Origin of the sequence: Kocuria sp. CPCC 205263, from assembly GCF_040981075.1 — a bacterium.
Lineage (GTDB): Bacteria > Actinomycetota > Actinomycetes > Actinomycetales > Micrococcaceae > Kocuria > Kocuria rosea.
In genome coordinates this window covers 183,001-200,161 of sequence record NZ_JAVKPV010000006.1, presented here as the reverse complement: position 1 = coordinate 200,161, position 17,161 = coordinate 183,001, and the positions used below count along the sequence as shown (strand labels likewise).

The window sequence follows — 17,161 nt, the reverse complement described above, 5'->3', positions numbered from 1 at the left end:
TGACCCGGACCACCTTCGAGGGTCCTCGCGTCCCGCCCGGCAGGACCGGGCGGGACGCGAGGAGTGGCTCAGGCCTGCGCGAACGGGTAGTCCGTGTAGCCCTCGGCGCTCTGCGTGTAGAAGGTCCGCGGGTCCGGCACGTTCTCCGGCAGACCCTCCGCCCAGCGCCGCGCCAGGTCCGGGTTCGCGATCGCCGGGCGCCCGACGACGACGCCGTCCGCCACACCCTCCTCGATCAGCTGCACGCTCTCCTCCCGGGTGGTCGGGACGTCGCTGAAGCCGCTGTTGGCCAGGAAGGCGCCGCCGAAGCGGGTGCGCAGCCCCTGGACGAACTCCCCCGCCGGCTCCTTGTGCAGCACGGAGAGGTAGGCGAGGCCGAGGTCCCCGATGCCGTCGACGAGGGCGGCGTACGTGGCCCGGACGTCCTCGTGGCCCGTCTCCCAGGCGTCCTGGATGTTGTGCTCGGGCGAGATCCGCAGACCGACCCGCTCCGCACCGACGGCCTCGGCCACGGCCCGGACCAGCTCGACCACGAAGCGGGCGCGGTTCTCGGGGGAGCCGCCGTACTCGTCGGTGCGCTGGTTGGCGCCCGGCGCGAGGAACTCGTGCAGCAGGTAGCCGTTCGCGCCGTGGATCTCCACACCGTCCAGGCCCGCCTCGATCGCGTTGCGCGAGGCCCGGACGAAGGACTCCACCACGCCCGGCAGCTCCTCGGCGGTCAGCGCGTGCGGCACGGGGTAGTCGGCCTTGCCCTGGTAGGTGTGCGTCGTCCCCTCGATCGCGAGAGCACTCGGCGCCACCGGCTGGGAGCCGCCGTTGATGTCCGGGTGCGTGACGCGCCCGGCGTGCATGACCTGCATGAACAGGCGGCCGTCGGCGGCGTGCACGCTCTCGGCCACCCTGCGCCAGCCCTCGACCTGCTCGGGCGTCTCGATGCCGGGCTGGTAGGCGAAGCCCTGCCCCACCACGTCGGGGTACGTGCCCTCGGTGACGATGAGGCCCATCGAGGCGCGCTGGGTGTAGTGCTCCACGTTGAGTTCGCCGGGGACGCCGTCCCGACCGGAGCGCATCCGGGTGAGCGGCGCCATGACCAGGCGGTTGGGCAGCTCGAGGGAGCCGAGCGTGACGGGGGTGGACAGGGTGGAGTGCGGCACGGGGAGGCCTTTCATCAGGGAACTGGTTCTTTCCGTGTCAACGGGAGATCCCCCGCAGTTATTTGCGCTCCGGCTGTCTCGTTCCTCACAGCTGGCGACGGTGATACCCCCTGGACGCCCTCGGCACCCGGCAGCGCGAGCTGTCCAAGGACCGGCCGGTCGTGACGGTCTGCCGAGCCGGCGCCCGCTCGGCGAACGCCGCCCGCCGGCTGGCCACGGCCGGCTATGAGGTGGCCGGCCTCCGCGGTGGCATGACGGCCTGGCAGCGCGCCTGCGAGCGCGTGGTGGCGAAGAACGGCCGCCCCGGCACGGTCGCCTGACCCACGCCCCGGGTCCCCGGACTCCTCATCCGCCCTCCCGGCCGGACCGGGCGCGGCCGTAGCCGCGCGGAGTGGCGCCCAGCACCGACCGGAACTCCCGGGTGAGGTGGGACTGGTCCGCGAAGCCCAGCTCCGCGGCGAGCGCCCCGAGGTCCGCGGCAGGGTCCGCGCGCATCCGCTCGGCCGCCTCCTGGAGCCGACGACGACGGAGCAGCAGCTGGGGCGGCATCCCCACGAACCGGGCCGCGAGCCGTTGCAGCGAGCGCTCGGACACGTGCAGCTGCCGGGCCAGGCCGGCCGGGCTCCGCGCGACGGTCCCCGCATCGAGGAGGTCGACCATGCGGTTGGCCAGGGCACCGTCCCGCGCCGCGGACGGGGGCACCCCCGCCGCCAGCGCCCGGACGTGGTCCACGAGCAGGGACGCCGCCCGCAGATGCCGGCCGGCCGGGTCGGCACCCGCCACAGCCCCCGCGGCGGCAGAGCGCAGCCCGGGCGCGCTGACGGACTCCGTTCCGCCGGGCGGATCCGCCGGACGTACCCACCGCCCGGCCGCATCGGCCCCCGCCATGGCCTCCGCGACGGCGGAGCGCAGCCCGGGCGCACTGACGGGCGCGGACCCGTCGAGCAGGTCCGCCGGGTGCTCCGTGAACAGCAGGACCCCCGCCGGGCGCAGCAGCGCGCCGACCGCCCAGCCCCGGCCCGTGAGCACCCGGGTGGACGCACGGCTCGTGGGCCCGTGCAGCGCCACCCCGTCCGGTTCGACCACCACGTTGCTCGCCGGATAGCCCAGCACCAGCTGCTCGGCCCGTTCCCCCGCCGGCAGGTCCCACTCGGGGATCCACACCTGGCGGACGAGGTGGGCGACGTCGTCGGGCGCGGGCAGGCGCACGACCGTGGCGTGCGGTCCCGGGGTGAGGTGGCCCCGCGTGGTGGGCGGCTCGCTCATGGCACGAGCGTAATCACCCGAGGGTGGCGGGAATCTTCAAGACCGGCCGGCACCGGCTGCCTAGGTTCGGAGTATGAGCACAGAACAGAACCTCCGTGGGGTCACCGGAGCACACACCACCGACGGGACCCCCCGGGGGTTCACCTCCCTGACCCCGTTCATCGCGGTGGTCGACGCGGCCGCGGCGCTCGACTTCTACACCCGCACCTTCGGGGCCGCCCTCCTCGACCGCACCGACATGCCCGGGCCGGACGGGACTCCCGTCGTCGTGCACGCGACCATCGATCTCGGCGACGGACGGCTCCAGCTGGGCGAGGTGAACCCCGACTTCCACCTCGTGGCCCCGCCCGCGGGCGGCGACGACTGCTATTCGCTGGGCCTCTACGTCCCGGACGTCGACGACGTGGTGGCGCGTGCCGTCGCCGCCGGCGCCACCGTGCGCGAACCCGTCAGCACGTTCGTCTCGGGCGACCGCTACGGCAGCATCCGCGACCCGTTCGGCGTCCGCTGGTCGATCATGACCCGGGTCGAGGACCTCTCCGAGGAGCAGAGCAGCGCACGGGTCGCCGAGTGGGCGGAGTCCATGGGGCAGGGGTGAGGAGCCCGCGGATCAGGCGTCTTGGGCGCCGGCGGCCGGGGCGAGGAGCTCCAGGGCGATGTCGTCCGGGTCGCGGAACTCCAGGATGTGGCCCACGCCGATGTCCTTGATCCCCTCGTGGGCGATCCCCAGGTCGTCCAGGACGACGACGGCGTCCCGGAGGTCGGCCAGCGACGCCACGGTGAAGCACAGGTGGTCCAGGCCCACCCGGTCCTCGTCGTGCCGGTCCCCGTCCGGTGCCACCGGCCGGAGGCCCAGGAGGCCACCGCCGAACCGGTAGATCACGCCTCCGAAGAGGAAGGACAACTGGTCCTTCGTCTCCTGGTCGGCGTCCGCCGGCGGAGCCTCGAAGGCGACCGGGAAGCCGAAGACCGCGTCGTAGAAGGCGCGGGAGCGGTCGATGTCGGTGACCGTGAGCCGGACGTGGGCGTAGTCGGTGGCGCTGATGGGCACGGTGTTCTCCGGTGTCGTCGGGTGGGGCTTCGAGCGGGACGTCCTGCACTGCGCACCGGGAGGCAGGGCCTGCTTCCGGTGCCAGGAGTCGCACTCTACGGGGCGTCGACCCTGCGGGCGAGGGTCCGGAGCCCCGCGCGCGAACTCCTCGGACGCGCACGGGGTCCGGCCTCCGGGACGGGTCCCGGTCGCGGCTCTCCAACCCTCGACCGGGACCGTCAGCTTCTCCCTGTGTCCCGGGGATTCCCCCTCGCACCACTCAGCCAACCACCTCCTGCTGAACCCGAGCTGAAGCAGGTTTCCTGGGCGGTGGCCCAGGTGGTGCCGCCCGTGTCCGCCGGCATGAGCGCGCCGGCTCAGGGCGCGGCGAACCAGAAGTCGTCGAACCCGTACTTCAGCACCCGGTAGGCGAAGTCGTCCTCGGTCGGCCCCTCGAGGGCGTAGTCGAAGCGGGCGATGACCTCGCGCTGGGCGTCGTGCTCGGCGAACGTCAGGGCCTGGCCGCTGTTGACCACGAGCGGACCGCCGAGGTCCTGCACGTTGCTGACGATCGCGGAGTAGGGCACGGGGACGGCCTCGACCTCGGTGTAGGTCCCCGCGTTCTCGTCGACGAGGTACTTCCGGTACTCCGAGCGGAGAGAGGGGTCCGCCGTGGCCACGGGGGAGGTCCCAGCAGGCACGGGACCGGTGTAGTCCGGACGGCTGCTCATGCTCCAGAACGAGTTGTCGAACATCGTGAGGTAGTACTGGCCGTCCGCCAGCGCCGCGTCGTCGTGGCGCACCACCGAGTGCTGTCCGCCGGTGTCGGGGAAGTCCCCCGCCTTCTCGAGGAGCAGGTCCTCGGCCTCGGTGCCGGCCCAGACCTCCCGCTGACCGATGATGTAGTCGACCGCGGGGTTCCCGTGGACGTCGTCGACCTTCAGGATCGCGGAGTTCTCGCGCGCGCTGACGATCACGGAGTCGCCGTCCGGGGACCAGTCGACCGAGTTCAGGTGCAGCCAGTCGTCCACCGTGTTCGGGCCGTAGGGCCGGGTGCGGGACTTGTAGCCGGCGAGCAGTTCCGTGAAGTCGACCGTCTTCTCGTAGGTCCCGGTCTCGAGGTCCAGGGACACCAGGACGTCCTCCACGCTGCCCTTGGCGGTCTCCGTCGCGAGGGTCACGACCTTGCCGTCGTCGGTGACGTCGAAGTCGTGGTGCATCTCGAAGCCCGCCAGGACGTGGGTGGCCACGACCCGGCCGAGGCCGTCGATCCGGGCGACCTCGTTCCTGCCGACGGTGGTCACCATGGTGTCGCCGTAGAACTCCAGCCGGTCCGTGCGGTAGCCGTCGAGGTCGAACTCGGCGCGCAGCACCCCCGCGTTGTCGTAGAGCAGGGTGTAGTCGAGGTGGCGCTTCAGGCCCATGACGGCGAACAGGCCCTCGGTGAGCTCCTCGGCGTTGCCCTCCACGGTGCGGTCGAGGGTCGTGCGGTCGCCCGAGGCGCTCGGCGGAGCGGTCATGGTGAACGAGAACTCCGTGGGTCCGCCGTCGTCGGGCTGCCAGGTGGTGGTCACGGTGTTCTCGGCGCCCGGGACCACCCCGATGAGCTGCCCCTCGAACGACGCGGCGCTCGGGTCGTGGTCCTTGGCGACGCGCGTGAAGTCCTCGGTGCCGGGAGAGCCGACGGTGTACGTCAGGGTGCCGCTGCCCTCGGTCTCGAACTGGGCGTGCACGCCGGTGGTGTTGGTGCCGAAGGGGTTGAGGACCAGCAGAGGGGCCCCGGGAGAGGAGCCCAGGGACTTCAGGTCGTCCAGCGCGGCGTCGACCACCTCCTGCACGTCCGGGGCGAAGCTGTCGCGCTCCTCGGGAGCTCCGTTGCGGGTGACCGAGACGGTGTAGACGTTCGTGTCCGCCTCCGGGTAGGTCTCGGCCGTGGCCGCCACCTGCTCGGCGGCAGGCACCACGGGAGGAGCACCGGGCTGCTGCAGCACCCGCGGAGGCCCGACCGCGAGGGCCGGGCTCCCCGAGACGACCAGAGCGGCCGCCGTGAGCAGGGTGACGGAACGAGCGCGCGATCGGTGGGACATCTGGGACTCCTGGCGGTGGGCGCGGCGGTGACGTCCGGCCGATTGTAGCCACGCAAGAACCCTCTGATAAGGGGCGATGTCTTTGCGGGGGCTGACGCCACACCCCAGGAGCATCTTCAGCGACGGGAATGACCCCGGATGACCTCCGGGTGGTCCGGCGATCCGTGCCGTGCCGTCCTGCGGGTGACGCTCCGGGTCCGCCTCACTGACCCCCGCCAGGCTCGCACCGGTCGGCGCAGTCGCGCAGCCGCGCCACGAGCTCCTGCGCCGCCGGGTCTTGGTCGAACTCGCTCACCACGAGGCGCTGGACGCCGGAGCTCTCCTGGATCTCGATCACGTAGGACTGCTGGTCGGCCGCCCCCTGACGGGTCGTCGGGGCGGTCGATCCCAGCCGGTGCGCCAGGACGGTCTCGAAGAGGTCGAGGAGCGCGTCCTGCTGCGCCCGGGGCAGGGACTCGGTCTCGAAGCTCCGCTCCACGGCCAGCCCGGGGAAGTACGCGAGGCCTCCCTCGAGGCGGTAGCTGACTCTCGCCATGGACGGCACCGTCCCTCCGTCGGACGCGGATGGCCCGGACCGGGCCCGCGCGGGGACCGGCGGGGCCGGTGAGGAATCAGTTCCCGACTATACCCGTGGCGCCCTTCCGGGTCAGGCGCCAGCACCCGTCCGCTCCGTCGAACGTGGTCATGGCACCCGTGGCGACGTCGCCCACCAGCGTGCCGGTGTACCGGGCCGCACCGGCGTCGAAGGACAGGAGCAGGGTGCCGTCCTGCTGGTGCCACTGGCCGGACAGCTCTCCGGTGAACGAGCCGTTGTCGTGGAAGCTCAGATGCACCCGCGCGGAGGAGTCCGTGCAGCCCCAGCTGTACTGGAGCACCCACTCGTCCGCGAGGGCGCCCACGGACCGGGCCGCCTCGGGCGCGACCCCCACCTGCTGCCAGGCGTCCGCCACCACGGCCTGCTCCGCGGGTCCGAACAGGGCGGCGGCGTGCTCGATCGTGAGGCCCGCGAAGTCCTTGAACTGCGCGACCCACCGCAGGCGCCGCAGCTCGGGATCACGCATCGCGGCGTACCAGATCCGGCCGGCCCTGTCCCAGCTGTGGCCGCCCAGTCCGGTCGCCGCGAGGCAGAACGCCCGGTTCGGGATGCCGGAGTTGATGTGCACCCCGCCGTTGTCGTCCAGGGTGTGCACGAAGCGGGACATGTGGTCCGGCTGCGGGTCCTTGCCGAGCACGTCGTCGTCGAACGCGGTGCCGGGTGCCTTCATCGAGCGGAGGCCCACCCCGTTGACGGCGCTCGTGAACAGGCCTGCACCGATGATCCAGTCGGCGTCCGCCGCCGTCTGGCGGGGAACGGCCACGTACTGCTTGACCATGGCCCCGATGACGTCGGAGAAGTGCTCGTTGAGCGCCCCGGACTGGTACATGTACAGCAGGTCGGACTCGTGCGTGGTGATGCCGTGCGCGAGCTCGTGCCCGATGACGTCCACGGCGGCGGTGAAGCGGTTGAAGTACTGGCCGTCGCCGTCCCCGAAGATCATCTGCCGGCCGTCCCACGCCGCGTTGTTGTACTTCTCCTGGTAGTGCACCGTGCCGAGCAGGGGCATGCCGGCGTCGTCGAGGGAGTTGCGCCCGAAGACCTCCTGCAGGAGGTCGAACGTGGAACCCAGCCCGTCGTACGCCTCGTCCACGGCGGGGTCCCCGCTGGCGGGGGCTCCCTCCGAGCGCACGAGCGTTCCCGGGAGCTCCGCGGTGTTGCCGGCCGAGTGGACCTTCCGCTCCCTGTGGGCGGTCGCCTGCGCCGCGACGGCCCGCGCAGTGAGGTCGGCGATCAGCCGTTCCGCCCGGACCGTGGTGTCCACGGCCAGCGCGGCCAGGGCGTTCCTGCGGGTCTGCTCGTCCCCGTGCACCGCCATCTGCTCGTGCACGTACGGCGGGATGACCCCGCAGAACGCTCCGTGCCGGTGTCCGTGTCCGTGGTCCGTGGTCATCGCTTCCCCACCTCTCCGCATCAGATCCTGTTGCCCGCGGCGTCCAGCTCACCGGGCGCCGTCCCCGGGCCGTCCGGCGCACCGGGCGCCGTCCCCGTGGAGTCCAGCCTCCGCCCGGCGACGTCCGCCGGCTGCCCGGCGCTGCTGTCCGCGGATGCCGGCCCACCGGCGGATCCCTGCCTGGCCAGGTACCAGCAGCCGCCCGGCGAGCCGTCGAAGGAGGACATCGCCCCTGCTCCCGCCGTGCCGGTGACCGTGCCGCCGTACTGCGCGGGGCCGTCGGCGAAGCGGAGCAGCAGGGTGCCGTCCTGCTGCCGCCAGGCGCCGGAGAACCCGCCGCCCGAGAAGGTGCCGTCCGGGTCGAACACGAGGCCCACCCTGCCGTAGTCGTCGGTGCAGCCCCAGCTGAAGTGGAGCACCCACGGACCGGAGATCGTCACTGTTCCGCCCCTTTCCTCGCCCGGCGCACGAGCACCGGCGGGACCGCTGACCGGGTGCTCCGGGAACCGGAGAACCATGTGCAACGATCATCCCACCAGGATCCGACGGCGCACCGGCCGGCGCGGAAATCAGCAGCCGGTGCCCTGCGGGTTCTCGAGGCAGTCGTCCGCGTAGTTGCGCACCGTGGAGCGCCAGACGCTGATCGGCACGGGCGCGCTCGCGACGTCGTTGAGCCCCGCCACGGGCAGCCATGGTCCACCGGCCACGGAGTACTCGCCGGAGAACCAGGTGGTGAGCGAGACGGCGTAGTCACCCGTCTCCGTGTAGACGTGGCTGGTGTCGGTCTCCACGTCCCACGCCCCCTCCGCGAGCGGGGCGCCGCTGAGCTCGGTCGGCCCGAGCGCGGTCCCGTCGCCGTAGTCCCATGCGTACTGGACCGGCACGGCGCGCACCTCGACCGGGAAGCCACCCAGCTCGGTGCTGAACTGCTGGGGGCGGGCCTCCGCCCAGACGTTGGTGTGTATGCCCCGCAGCGTGTCGGGCGCGGGCTGGACGGCACTGGCCGCGGGCGCGACGGCGAGCGTCCTGAAGTCCTGCAGGGTGAAGGTCGGCAGCTCCACGACCTCCTCGCCGCCCTCCGCCTCGGCGACCGCCACGCACATGGGCTCGCCCCACGGCGTGCTGGGCCCCTCTCCCTGCCGGACGACGACGTTCATGTAGACGCCTTCCCCACCGTCGGCCGTGGTGCAGTCCCGCTCGGCCAGGCAGTCCTCGAGGATGTCGCCGGTCCGGTTGGTGCACGGGTTCTGCAGACCGAACGTCTGCTGCTTCGACTGCGCGATCGTGTCCGGGTTGAACGGCCGGTCGACGCCCTGGTCGCTCAGGTACTGGCGGAGCGCCTTCTGAAAAGCGGGGTCCTCGTCAGGGTCGTAGTCGACCGGGGCAGCACCCACGACAACTGAACCTTGTTGGTGGTCATTGCCGACCACAATCGGCGGTCCCTCATCGAGCCGGACCTCCAGTTTCATCTTGTCCCCGTCTGCGACAGCAGTCGTCGACTTCGAGATATCGGCATTGCGCTGGCCGGGAATGGAATGCCCACTTCCCACGCCAGCTACTCGATCGGCAAGCCGAGATGAATCGTCAGACGTGCCGTAAGCCGGAAGTGCCTGAATGCAGATTAGTGCGCATAAAAGCGCGCCCATGCGTGCCCTGTTAGCCATTCTCCACACCAGTACCTGGCATATTGGCCGCTGTTATGTAGACCCATTTGCCATTCTCGTAATCTAAATATACTGGGAATGGGTCCCCCTCACCTGTGCGCGGATGGGCCTCATACGTGACCTCCCCATCCTCGATAAGCTTAATTCCTTCTGAATTCGACAGTGCAATTGGCTTGTAAATTCCGTCGGCAGCTGGTGAGAGGGTCGATTCTTGCAGAAGAATATTCTCCCTGCCCCCCCATAAACCAGGCACCTTCATCATATACATTTTCAATTACAGCAAATTGATCGTCGCACAATTCACATGCTTCACTAACAACTTCTCGAATGTAAGAAGTGTCACCCGTTTGATTCGCGTACCACATGGCGTCGGACCAGTAGTCGAGGAAGGCCTGCGCCCCGTCCCGGGACTCCTCCTTCGCCAGATCCGGCATGACGGGCTTCGGCACGTTCTGCGCGGGCCCGTCGAGCGAGGCCGGCACGTAGTCGGCGGGAGTGGCGTCCGGACCAGGCTCCGATGAGCTCGTCGCAGCCGATGAGGCAGTGCTGGAAGGGGACGCCGCGGCGCCGTCGTCGTCGGGACCGCATCCCGTGAGGAGCAGTGCCGCCAGGACGACGCCCCCAACCACCGTGCCGACTGGGCTGGACCGCACCATGAAGTTCCCCGCTTCGCTCTGCCACGGCCGGACGGGCCGGCTGGATGGGTCAGATGGTAAGCGCCCCCCACTGTGCGGGAGCAACCCCTGTGGACATGCTGAAACCCGCGTTTTCATGGGGTTTGGTCAGCGGCCCCATGGTCACGACTTCGTTAATGTCACTCCGACTCGAACAGTGTTATAGTCGCTGGAACCAGAAGGCATTGGACGTGAGGGAGGTGACGATGACCGCACAGAACGTGGAACTGGCGGTGTCGACCGTCATCTTCGCCGCCCGCGACACCGGCCCCGACGGCGGCAAGGAACTCTGGCTGCCCCTCGTCCGCCGCATCCGCGACCCCTTCCGGGGGATGTGGGCCCTGCCCGGCGGACCGCTCCAGCCGCACGAGGACCTCGAGGCCTCCGCCGCCCGGTCCCTGCAACTCACCACCGGTCTGCAGCCCGGCTACCTCGAGCAGCTCTACGCCTTCGGCGGCCTGACCCGCTCGGCGAACGCCGAGGAGCGCGTCGTCTCGATCGTCTACTGGGCCTCGATCCGCACCGACCAGACCTCCGACCTCCACGCCGACCTCAACGTCACGTGGATGCGCACCACCGAGCTGCCGCCGCTGGCGTTCGACCACAGCGACATCGTGGACTACGCCCTCTACCGGCTGCGCAACAAGATCACCTACAGCCGCGTGGCCCACTCCTTCCTCGGCGAGACCTTCACCCTCGCCGCCCTGCGGGAGGTGCACGAGGCGATCCTCGGCACCCCCCTGGACCCGGCCAACTTCCGGCGCCAGGTGCTCGCGTCCGGCGCCGTCCTCGACACCGGCACCCGCCTGGAGGGCACTCGTCATCGCCCACCCCGGCTCTACCGCTACAACCACGACCTCGACCTCGCCGACCGCACCCCGGCCGGCCGCAGCACCCAGGAGCAGACATGACCTCCGTCGCCACCCGCATCGACCTGCTGACCGAGAAGCCGGCCGGCCTGCCGGGAACCGCCCCGGCCTCGAGCACCTGCAGCACCGACCTCTCCGCGAACCCCTGGGACTTCGCACCCGCCGTCTCCGCCGGCTATGGCCCCGGGGCCTCCGAGGACGACGTAGTGCCCGCCGGCGCCCCCGCCCAGCCCGTGATCCCCGAGGAGTACCAGCGCGCCTCCGCCGAGGAGCTCGAAGGGCGGATCACCGCCGCCAAGCAGACCCTTGGCGAGCGCGTGGTGGTGCTCGGACACTTCTACCAGCGGGACGAGATCGTCAAGCACGCCGACTTCCTCGGCGATTCGTTCCAGCTGGCCCGCGCCGCCAGGAGCAAGCCGGAGGCCGAGGCGATCGTGTTCTGCGGCGTGCACTTCATGGCCGAGACCGCCGACATCCTCTCCGACGAGCACCAGTCCGTGATCCTGCCCAACCTCGCCGCCGGCTGCTCCATGGCGGACATGGCCGACGAGGACTCCGTCGAGGAGGCCTGGGAGCAGCTCATGGACGTCCTCGGGGAGACCGACGACGACGGCCGGCAGACCGTGGTCCCCGTGACGTACATGAACTCCTCCGCGGCGCTCAAGGCGTTCTGCGGCCGCCACGGCGGCATCGTGTGCACCTCCTCCAACGCCGCGACCGTCCTGGAGTGGGCCTTCGAGCGCGGCCGGCGGGTGCTGTTCTTCCCGGACCAGCACCTGGGCCGCAACACCGCCAAGGCCATGGGGATCCCGCTCGAGCGGATGCCGATGTGGAACCCCAACAAGGACCTCGGCGGGAACACCGCGCAGGACCTGCAGGACGCCGAGGTGATCCTCTGGCACGGCTTCTGCTCCGTGCACCGCCGCTTCACCGTGGCCCAGATCGAGAAGGCCCGCGCCGAGCACCCCGGCGTGCGGGTGATCGTGCACCCTGAGTGCCCCATGCCCGTGGTCGACGCCGCCGACGAGAACGGCTCCACCGACCACATCCGCAAGGCCATTCAGGCCGCCGAGCCCGGCAGCACCTTCGCGATCGGCACCGAGATCAACATGGTCAACCGGCTCGCCGACCAGCACCCCGAGCACACGATCTTCTGCCTGGACCCGGTGATCTGCCCGTGCTCCACGATGTACCGGATCCACCCCGGCTACCTCGCGTGGGTGCTCGAGGAGCTCGTGGCCGGGCGCGTGATCAACCGGATCTCCGTGGACGCCGCGACCGCCCGGGACGCCGAGGTGGCGCTCGAGCGGATGCTGGCGGCGCTGCCGCGGTGAGCACGAACCCGGCACCGCGCGTGCTCGTGGTGGGCAGCGGCATCGCCGGCCTCACCGCGGCCCTGGGCGCCGTGGGCCACGGACTCGACGTGACGCTGCTGAGCAAGGACGCCCTGGACGAGACCGGCACGGCCCGCGCGCAGGGAGGGATCGCGGCCATGACGGCCGCGCTCCCGGCCGGCCAGCCCCGCGACTCCGAGGAGTTGCACGTCCAGGACACCCTCGCCGCGGGGGCGGGGACGTGCGACGACGACGCCGTGCGCGTGCTCGTGCGCGACTCGGCGGCCGCGATCGATGAGCTCGTGGCCCGCGGTGTGGCCCTCGACCGCGCGGCCGGCCCGGACTCCCCCTGGCTCGAGGGTCTCGAGGGCGCCCACTCCGTGCCCCGGATCCTGCACGCCGGCGGCGATGCGACGGGCCGCGAGATCCAGCGCGCCCTCCTCGCCGCCGCGCTGGCGGCCGAGGCCGCGGGGCGACTGACGGTCCTGCGGCACACCATGCTGGTCGACCTCGTGCTCGGCCCCGGCGGCCGCGCGGCCGGAGCCCTCGTCCTGGCGGGTCCCGGGGACCGGCTCCACGAACTGGCCGCGGACGCCGTGGTGCTCGCGACCGGCGGGGCCGGACAGCTCTACCCCCACACCACCAATCCGGCCGTGGCCACCGGTGACGGCATCGCCGCGGCCCTGCGGGCGGGCGCCGCCGTGGCGGACCTGGAGTTCGTGCAGTTCCACCCGACCGCCCTCGCCGCCCCGGGCTGCTTCCTGGTCTCCGAGGCCGTCCGCGGCGAGGGCGCGGTGCTGCGGGACAGCACGGGCCGGCGCTACCTCGAGGACGTGCACCCGCGCGCGGAGCTCGCCCCCCGCGACGTGGTGGCCCGGGAGAACGCCCGCCGATCCCTGGCCCAGGACGGCCTGCCGGTCCTGCTCGACTGCACCGCGCTGAGCCCGTCCGGCCCCGGCGCGCACGGGGGCGGCACGACCGCCGAGTTCCTCGCCCGGCGCTTCCCCACGATCGACGCCGCGCTGCGGGCCCACGGCCTCGACTGGTCCCGCGAACCGGTCCCGGTCACCCCGGCGGCCCACTACCTGATGGGCGGCGTGGCCACCGACGGCCTCGGCCGCACCACCGTCCCGGGGCTCTACGCCGTGGGCGAGTGCGCGGCCACGGGCGTGCACGGCGCCAACCGGCTGGCCTCCAACTCGCTGCTGGAGGGCGCCGTCTTCGGGGCCCGCGTGGCCGACGCACTGCAGGCGGACGCGCTGCGCACGGACGCGCCGGGGACCGGCCGAGCGGTCGACGGGGACACCGAGCGGCTCGACGGGAGTGCTGTGCCGGCCGAGGGGAACACCGTGCCGTTCGACCGCGGGCAGTTCCAGGACGCCATGTGGGCGGGCGCCGGCGTCCTGCGCGACCGTTCGCGGCTCGAGGCGCTGGCCCGGCGGCTGGCCGGCTTCCGCACACCCGCCGGTCTCTCCCGCCGTGCAGTGGAGGACCGGAACCTGCTGACCGTGGGACGCGCCGTGACCGCCGCGGCCCTGCACCGCACCGAGTCCCGGGGCGCCCACTTCCGGGAGGACTACCCGGCGCCCGATCCCGCCCGCGCGCGGCGCACGTTCTGGCGCCTGGACTCTGCCCCGGACGAGGCCACTGTCCCGGCGCTGATCAGCGCGCATACTTCCATCGACATGTTCGACCTACCGGAGAGGATCCCCGCATGCTGACCCGAGCCGCCATCACCGAGGTCGTGGAGCGGGGGCTCGCCGAGGACGCGCCCTGGGGCGACATCACCTCCGAGCACCTCATCCCCGCCGGCACCACCGCCCGGGCCGCGCTCGTGGCGCGCGAGGCCGGCGTCTTCTCCGGCGGACAGGTCTTCGCCGCGACGTTCGCCGCCGCGGACCCCGCGGTGGCCGTCGAGCTGGTCTCCGCCGAGGGCGACCGCTTCGAGACCGGGGACACCCTGGCCGTGGTGACCGGTCCCGCCCGAGCCGTGCTGACCGGCGAGCGCGTGGCCCTGAACCTGACCCAGCGGATGTGCGGGATCGCCACCCTGACCGCCCGCTACGTCGCCGCCGTCGAGGAGACGGTCGCCCGCGTGGAGCAGGCCGCGAACCTCCCGTCCGGCACGATCACCCGCACCCGGGTGGCCGACACCCGCAAGACCACCCCGGGGCTGCGGGCGATCGAGAAGCACGCCGTGCTCAGCGGGGGCGGGCACAACCACCGGCACTCCCTCTCGGACGCCGTGATGGCCAAGGACAACCACCTGGCCCTGCTCACGGCCGACGGCACCGACCTGACCGGCGCCCTGCGGCAGCTGCGCCGTCGTCTCCCTCACACGGTGCACCTCGAGGTGGAGGTGGACCGGCTCGACCAGATCGAGGCGGTCCTGGCCGGCGGCGCGGACACGATCCTGCTCGACAACTTCTCGCTGGACGACCTCGTGAGCGGCGTGGCGATCATCGACGGCCGGGCGACCGTCGAGGCCTCCGGCGGCGTGAGCCTGGAGGCCGTCGGGGACATCGCGGCCACCGGGGTGGACGTCATCTCGGTGGGCGCGCTCACCCACTCCGCCCGCAACCTGGACCTGGGCCTCGACATCGGGCTCGGCCACGGCACCGGGACGGGATGACGGTGCTGTACCTCGACTCGGCCGCCACCACCCCCGTCCGGCGGGAGGTCCTGGAGGCCATGTGGCCCTATCTCACGCAGGAGTTCGGCAACGCCTCGAGCCACCACGACGCGGGCCGGCGGGCGCTGGCCGGGCTGGACCGGGCCCGCGGGACGGTCGCGCAGGTGCTGAACTGCCGGCCCGCCGAGGTCGTGTTCACGTCCGGCGGGACCGAGGCCGACAACCTGGCCGTCAAGGGCATCGCCCTGGGCCGCCGGGACCGGGACCCCGCGTGCACGCACGTGGTGACGAGCGCCGTCGAGCACCACGCCGTGCTCGACTCCGCCCGGGACCTGGCCCGCTGGAACGGCTTCGACGTCACCGAGCTGGGCGTGTCCGCCGAGGGGTTAGTGGACCCCGCCGCCCTGGAGAGGGCTGTTCGTCCGGGCACCGCAGTGGTATCCGTGATGCATGCGAACAACGAGACGGGTACGGTCCAGGCGATCGCCGACCTGGCTGCGGTGGCTCGGGCGCGGGACGTCCCGTTCCATACGGATGCGGTCCAGACGGCCGGGTCGCTGGAACTGGACGTACAAGCGCTCGACGTGGCGGCGCTGAGCCTCGCCGGGCACAAGATCGGGGGGCCCAAGGGCGTGGGGGTGCTGTTCCTGCGCCGCGGGACCCCCCTGCGCCCGCTGCTGAGCGGCGGCGGGCACGAGCGCGGCCGGCGCTCCGGGACCTCGAACGTGGCGGGCGCCGTGGGTCTCGCCACCGCCCTGCGGCTCGCCGCCGAGGAGCGCCCGGACCGGGCGGCCCGGCTCGCCGCCCTCCGGGACCGGCTGATCACCGGGATCCTGTCCGCGGTCCCGTCGGCCGTGCTGACCGGTCCGGACCCCCGGGAGCGGCCGGCGGCGCGGCTGCCCGGCAACGCCTCGTTCTGCTTCCCCGGCGTCAACGGCGAGACGGTCCTGGTGGACCTGGAGGCCCGCGGGCTGCTCGTCTCCTCGGGCTCGGCCTGCGCGGCCGGGGACACCGAGGCCTCCCACGTGCTGACCGCCATGGGCTTCCCCGCCGAGGTCGCCACCACCGCGGTCCGGTTCACGCTGTCCGCCGAGGTCACCCCGGAACAGCTGGACGGGATCGTGGCGGCGGCCCGGGACGTCGTCGAGCGGCTGGTCGCGGCGCACGGCTGAACGCGCTCAGCCGACCGGGACCGGGAGCGCGACCGGCACCGGGTGCTGCACCCCGGCGTGCACGACCGCCAGGACCGGTTCACCCTTCTGCTCCGCGGTCCGCGAGCTCTCCGGCACCAGGACCCAGGAAGGGTCCGGGCAGGAGTGGGGCGCGGGGCCCTCGGGGACCGCGCTCGAGGCGCCCCGGCCGTCGAAGCCCTCCAGCCGGAACCCGACGACCGTCCGCCACCACAGCGTGCTCGGCGTGCTCGCGATCCCCCGGGTCTCGGTGATCACCAGGTCCGTCCGCCGCGTCAGGACCTCGGCGGTCCCCGGCTGCACGCACTCCCACGAGATCTCGGTCACCGACTCGGTCTCCGCCACGAACTCGAGCGAGGCCGCATTGGCCTGCAGCGTCTCGTCGTCCCAGCCGAGCGCGGCCCGGGCGTCGGCGCCGGTCACGAAGCCGGTGCCGTCCTCGTGGAGCTGCGTGGCCGCCCAGGCCGGCGCCGCCAGCCCGATCGACACCCCCGCCGCCGCGAGAGCCGCCAGTACCACGATGACCTTGTGCATGTGCTTCCCCAATCCCCTGTCCCCCGACACCGGGGACGCGCTCCCGGATCGTTTTTCCGAACGCTAATGCAGGCACGGGGGCCGATCCAGCGGCGTGACCCATCTGTGACCCCCCGTCCGACCTGCGACGACACATGCGGTGCCGCGCAGCGCGCCCCTCAGGCCACTTCTTCCCGCTCGGTGGGCACCGGGTGCCCCACCCCGTCGTGGACGACCTCGAGGGCAGGCCCCTCGTGCGCCTGCGCCCGTTCGGTGGACCGGGGCACCCGGGACCAGGCCCCGCCCCCGTTCCCGTTCCCGTTCCCCGGGCAGGCGTCGAGGTCGGGGCCCTCGACCACGGAGACGGACACGGCGTCCTCGGCGAAGCCCTGCAGCTCGAAACCCGTGACGGCACCCGTCACGGAGCTCCGCTGCACAGTGGCGACCAGGTCCGCCCGGGCGGTCATCGTCGTCCGCCGCTCCTGCACGGCCACGGCGCCGGTGAGCTCCTGCACGCACTCCCACGACGCGGTGGCCACGGTGACCGTCTCCGCGACGAGGTCCAGCTCCGCGGCGGAGGTCTGCAGCCGGTCGTTGGTCCAGCCCACGGCCCGCAGGACGTCCTCCCGGCCGACGGAGCCCGTGCCGTCCGGGCGCAGCGTCACGGCCGCCGCGGCCGGCACGGTCAGCGCGACGGACGCCGCCGTCACGGCCGTCACCACGCAGGTCAGCAGTCTCTTTCCCACTCGATCTCCCCCCA

The 17,161-nt window shown here is 72.3% G+C and carries 18 protein-coding genes; 7 read left to right on the top strand and 11 right to left on the bottom strand.

Translation table 11 applies throughout. From position 1 onward, the window contains the following. Positions 1–68: 68 nt before the first annotated feature. Positions 69–1,169: an alkene reductase gene (locus RF647_RS11620; RefSeq protein WP_368811820.1), complete on the bottom strand. Its 1,101-nt coding sequence runs from the start codon at positions 1,167–1,169 to the stop codon at positions 69–71. 95 nt (positions 1,170–1,264) lie between these two features. Between RF647_RS11620 and RF647_RS11615 the strand changes: the two genes are divergently transcribed. After that, on the top strand, positions 1,265–1,474 hold the full coding sequence (locus RF647_RS11615; RefSeq protein WP_368811963.1) for a rhodanese-like domain-containing protein: 210 nt from the start codon (positions 1,265–1,267) through the stop codon (positions 1,472–1,474). A gap of 25 nt (positions 1,475–1,499) precedes the next feature. Here the strand turns inward: RF647_RS11615 and RF647_RS11610 are convergent, their stop codons facing one another. Further along, the gene (locus RF647_RS11610) at positions 1,500–2,420 is read right to left on the bottom strand and encodes a helix-turn-helix domain-containing protein (protein ID WP_368811819.1); all 921 of its coding nucleotides are present in this window, start codon (positions 2,418–2,420) and stop codon (positions 1,500–1,502) included. Between the two features lie 73 nt (positions 2,421–2,493). On the opposite strand from RF647_RS11610, the gene RF647_RS11605 reads away from it, so the two are divergent. After that, the gene (locus tag RF647_RS11605; protein WP_368811818.1) at positions 2,494–3,018 is read left to right on the top strand and encodes a VOC family protein; all 525 of its coding nucleotides are present in this window, start codon (positions 2,494–2,496) and stop codon (positions 3,016–3,018) included. A gap of 12 nt (positions 3,019–3,030) precedes the next feature. On the opposite strand, the gene RF647_RS11600 is transcribed toward RF647_RS11605, so the two are convergent. The 7 genes from RF647_RS11600 to RF647_RS11570 form a co-directional block, all read right to left on the bottom strand. Next, positions 3,031–3,471, bottom strand: a complete 441-nt coding sequence (locus RF647_RS11600; RefSeq protein WP_368811817.1) for a VOC family protein — start codon at positions 3,469–3,471, stop codon at positions 3,031–3,033. Positions 3,472–3,827: 356 nt separating this feature from the next. Continuing rightward, positions 3,828–5,537 (bottom strand): aryl-sulfate sulfotransferase, encoded by a 1,710-nt coding sequence (locus RF647_RS11595; RefSeq protein ID WP_368811816.1) that lies wholly within the window; start codon positions 5,535–5,537, stop codon positions 3,828–3,830. Between the two features lie 202 nt (positions 5,538–5,739). Beyond that, entirely contained in the window at positions 5,740–6,072 is a 333-nt protein-coding gene (locus RF647_RS11590) for a protealysin inhibitor emfourin (RefSeq protein WP_368811815.1), read from the bottom strand. A gap of 76 nt (positions 6,073–6,148) precedes the next feature. Beyond that, complete coding sequence (locus RF647_RS11585) at positions 6,149–7,525, bottom strand: M4 family metallopeptidase (protein ID WP_368811814.1); 1,377 nt, start codon at positions 7,523–7,525, stop codon at positions 6,149–6,151. A 20-nt stretch (positions 7,526–7,545) separates the two neighbouring features. Next, the gene (locus tag RF647_RS11580; RefSeq protein WP_368811813.1) at positions 7,546–7,965 is read right to left on the bottom strand and encodes a hypothetical protein; all 420 of its coding nucleotides are present in this window, start codon (positions 7,963–7,965) and stop codon (positions 7,546–7,548) included. 129 nt (positions 7,966–8,094) lie between these two features. Next, positions 8,095–8,919: a hypothetical protein gene (locus tag RF647_RS11575; RefSeq protein WP_368811812.1), complete on the bottom strand. Its 825-nt coding sequence runs from the start codon at positions 8,917–8,919 to the stop codon at positions 8,095–8,097. A 410-nt stretch (positions 8,920–9,329) separates the two neighbouring features. Continuing rightward, positions 9,330–9,845: a DUF6318 family protein gene (locus RF647_RS11570; RefSeq protein WP_368811811.1), complete on the bottom strand. Its 516-nt coding sequence runs from the start codon at positions 9,843–9,845 to the stop codon at positions 9,330–9,332. A 224-nt stretch (positions 9,846–10,069) separates the two neighbouring features. On the opposite strand from RF647_RS11570, the gene RF647_RS11565 reads away from it, so the two are divergent. From RF647_RS11565 to RF647_RS11545, 5 genes are read left to right on the top strand one after another with little or no spacing between them, the layout of a single operon-like run. After that, positions 10,070–10,774 (top strand): NUDIX domain-containing protein, encoded by a 705-nt coding sequence (locus RF647_RS11565; protein WP_368811810.1) that lies wholly within the window; start codon positions 10,070–10,072, stop codon positions 10,772–10,774. After that, positions 10,771–12,066: a quinolinate synthase NadA gene (nadA, locus tag RF647_RS11560; RefSeq protein WP_368811809.1), complete on the top strand. Its 1,296-nt coding sequence runs from the start codon at positions 10,771–10,773 to the stop codon at positions 12,064–12,066. Before RF647_RS11565 ends, nadA begins: the two co-directional genes overlap by 4 nt. Next, positions 12,063–13,787, top strand: coding sequence for an L-aspartate oxidase (gene nadB / locus RF647_RS11555; RefSeq protein WP_368811808.1), 1,725 nt, complete (start codon positions 12,063–12,065; stop codon positions 13,785–13,787). The genes nadA and nadB overlap by 4 nt, the downstream gene beginning before the upstream one ends. Next, positions 13,781–14,698 carry a carboxylating nicotinate-nucleotide diphosphorylase gene (gene nadC, locus RF647_RS11550; RefSeq protein ID WP_368811807.1) on the top strand — a complete coding sequence of 306 codons (918 nt, stop codon included), beginning with the start codon at positions 13,781–13,783 and terminating at the stop codon, positions 14,696–14,698. Before nadB ends, nadC begins: the two co-directional genes overlap by 7 nt. A gap of 2 nt (positions 14,699–14,700) precedes the next feature. Beyond that, positions 14,701–15,870: a cysteine desulfurase family protein gene (locus RF647_RS11545; protein ID WP_368811962.1), complete on the top strand. Its 1,170-nt coding sequence runs from the start codon at positions 14,701–14,703 to the stop codon at positions 15,868–15,870. Positions 15,871–15,876: 6 nt separating this feature from the next. Here the strand turns inward: RF647_RS11545 and RF647_RS11540 are convergent, their stop codons facing one another. Together RF647_RS11540 and RF647_RS11535 are read right to left on the bottom strand one after the other, a co-directional pair. Continuing rightward, on the bottom strand, positions 15,877–16,422 hold the full coding sequence (locus tag RF647_RS11540) for a hypothetical protein (protein ID WP_368811806.1): 546 nt from the start codon (positions 16,420–16,422) through the stop codon (positions 15,877–15,879). 158 nt (positions 16,423–16,580) lie between these two features. Next, a complete protein-coding gene (locus RF647_RS11535) occupies positions 16,581–17,147 on the bottom strand; it encodes a hypothetical protein (protein WP_368811805.1) in 567 nt (188 codons plus the stop codon). Positions 17,148–17,161: the final 14 nt, after the last annotated feature.